The following is a 3114-nucleotide window of genomic DNA, read 5'->3' as shown; positions in this document are numbered from 1 at the left end:
CTCTACGGCCCGACCGAGACGACGATCCACGTCACGCACTGGACTTGCCGCGCCGACGGCGCGACGCAAGTGCCGATCGGCCGGCCGATCACCGAAACGAGCGCGCGCGTGCTCGACGCCGACCTGAACCTCGTGCCGCCCGGGGTCGCCGGCGAGCTGTACCTGGGCGGCGTGAGCCTGGCGCGCGGCTACCTGAACCGCGCGGCGCTGACCTCGGAGCGTTTCGTCGCCGATCCGTTCGATCCGCGGGGCGGGCGGCTCTACCGCACTGGCGATGTGGTGCGCTGGAACGCCGAGGGCCAGCTCGACTATCTGGGCCGCATCGACCAGCAGGTGAAGGTCAGAGGCTTCCGGGTTGAGCTCGGTGAGATCGAGGCGCGGCTGCTGGCGCACGGCTCGGTGCGCGACGCGGTCGTCGTCGCGAAGCCGGGGCCGGCCGGCCTGCGGCTGGTGGCTTATGCGGCGCCGCATGCCGGCCAGCGCATCGACGCCGCCGTGCTGCGCCAGGCGCTGGCCGATGCACTGCCCGACCACATGGTGCCGAGCGCGATCGTCGCGCTGGACGCGCTGCCGCTGACGCCCAACGGCAAGGTCGACCGCCGCGCGCTGCCCGAACCGGTGTTCGAGGGCGACCGCGCGCACCTCGCGCCGCAGGGCCGCATCGCCGAGACGCTGGCCGCGATCTGGCGCGAGGTGCTGGGCGTGGCCCGCGTCGGCCAGCACGACAACTTCTTCGACCTCGGCGGGCAGTCGCTGCTGCTGATCCGCGTTCACCAGCAGGTGCAGCAGCGGCTGGGGGTCGAGCTGCCGCTGGTCGAGCTGTTCAAGCACCCGACGCTCGCAGCACTCGCGCAGCGGCTGGAGCGCGGTTCAACGGCGCCTGCCACTGCAGCCGTCGACGACCGCGCCAGACAACAACGGGCCGCGCTGCTGCAGCGGCGCCGCGCCACCGAGAGGAACACCTGATGCAACACCAAGAGCCGAACGGCATCGAGATCGCGATCATCGGCCTGGCCGGCCGCTTCCCTGGTGCGGCCGATGTCGACGCCTTCTGGCGCAACATCCGCGACGGCGTCGAATCGGTCGCCCGTTTCAGCGACGACGAGCTGCGTGCACGTAGCGTGCCGCAGAGCCTGCTCGACGACCCCAGCTTCGTGAAGGCCGGCGTGCGGCTCGACGGCATCGGCGAGTTCGACGCCGGCTTCTTCGGCTACGCGCCGCGCGAGGCCGAGCAGCTCGATCCGCAGCAGCGGCTGTTTCTCGAGTGCGCCTGGCAGGCGCTGGAGCAGGCCGGCTACGCGACCGGCCAGCTCGACGTGCCGGTCGGCGTGTATGCAGGCGACGGACCGAATCTCTACTTGATCCGGCACCTGCTTCCGGCGTCGGGTGGTGCCGACACCGGCCAGATCGCCGAGCTGCTGAGCCTGATGAGCGGCAACTCGCCCGGCTCGCTGTGCACCCGCGTCGCCTACAAGCTGAACCTGCGCGGCCCGGCCGTCACGGTGCAGACCGCCTGCTCGACCTCGCTGACCGCCATCCACACCGCTTGCCAGGCGCTGCTGGCCCGCGACTGCGACATGGCGCTGGCGGGAGGTGTGTGGCTGAACCTGCTGCAGGACGGCGGTTACCGCCACCAGGCCGGCGCGATCCTGTCGCCCGACGGCCATTGCCGCGCCTTCGACGAAAAGGCGGCCGGCACGCTGATCGGCAGCGGCGCCGGCCTGGTGGTGCTGAAGCGCCTCGACGACGCGCTGCGCGACGGCGACACCGTGCATGCGGTGATCAAGGGCTCGGCCGCGAACAACGATGGTTCGGACAAGGTCGGCTTCACCGCGCCCAGCGTGCGCGGCCAGGCCGACGTGATCCGTGCCGCGCACCTGGTGGCCGACGTGTCGCCCGACAGCATCGGTTGCATCGAGGCGCACGGCACCGGCACCGTGCTCGGCGACCCGATCGAGGTGGCGGCGCTGACGCAGGCCTTCCGCGCCGGCACTGCGCGCCGCGGCTTCTGCGCGCTCGGCTCGGTCAAGACCAACATCGGCCACCTCGATGCCGCGGCCGGCGTCGCCGGGCTGATCAAGGCGGTGATGGCGCTGAAGCACCGCACGCTGCCGCCGAGCCTGCATTTCGAGCGGGCGAATCCGCAGCTGGCTCTGGGCAGCAGCCCGTTCTACGTCAGCACCGCGGCCGCGCCGTGGCCGCAGGGCGACACGCCGCGGCGTGCCGGCGTCAGCGGTTTCGGCATCGGTGGCACGAACGTGCACGTGGTGCTGGAAGAGGCGCCGGCTGCGACCGAGTTGCTGGACGACAGCGACTGGCAGGTGTTGCCGCTGTCGGCCCGTGACGGCACGGCGCTGCGCGAGTCGCGTGCGCTGCTCGCGGACCACCTGCAGTCGCATCCGGAGCAGGCCCTGGCCGACGTGGCGCACACGCTGCAATCCGGCAGGCAGGCCTTCGCGCAGCGCAGCGCGGTGGTGGCCGACAGCCACGCGCTGGCGGCGCAGATGCTGCAGGCGCCCGAAGCCGCGAACGCCGCGGTCGATGCGGCGCCCGAGCTGGTGTTCCTGTTCCCCGGCGGTGGTGCCCAGCATGTGCACATGGGCGAGGCGCTGTACCGGCGCAGCGGTGTGTTCCGCGCCGAGGTCGACCATTGCTGCGAGCTGCTGCGGCCCGAGCTCGGGTTCGACCTGCGCGAGGTGTTGTTTCCGGCGCCGGCCGACGCGGCAGCAGCCGAGCAACGGCTTGCGCGCATCGAGCTGACGCAGCCGGCGCTGTTCGTCATCGAGTACGCGATGGCGCGCTGGTGGATGAGCCTCGGCGTGACCCCGGCGCTGATGATCGGCCACAGCCTCGGCGAGTACGTTGCGGCCTGCCTGGCCGGGGTTTTCCGGCTGGCGGATGCGCTGCACATCGTGACCACCCGCGGCCGCCTGATGCAAGGGCTGCCGGCCGGCGCGATGACGGCGGTGGCGCTGACCGAAGACGCGCTGCGCCCGTACCTCGGCGATGGTTGCGACCTCGCTGCGGTCAACGCCRAACAGTTGTGCGTGATCGCCGGTCCCATGGCCGCGATCGAGCGGGCCGAGGCACGCCTGCGCGAGGCCGGGCAGCAGC

2 protein-coding genes are annotated in these 3114 nt (G+C 72.1%); both read left to right on the top strand.

Annotation, left to right across the window (positions count from 1 at the left end; all coding sequences use genetic code 11):
- A partial coding sequence (locus AC1D01_RS27440; protein ID WP_477872025.1) for a phosphopantetheine-binding protein occupies positions 1-966 on the top strand: 966 nt, incomplete at its 5' end.
- On the top strand, positions 966-3114 hold a 2149-nt coding region (locus tag AC1D01_RS27435; protein WP_477872023.1), incomplete at its 3' end, for a type I polyketide synthase. The genes AC1D01_RS27440 and AC1D01_RS27435, both read left to right, overlap by 1 nt.

Source organism: Rhizobacter sp. P3_B12 (assembly GCF_056402895.1).
The sequence above is the reverse complement of the archived record's forward strand: the minus strand, read 5'-3'. Positions and strand labels throughout refer to the sequence as shown.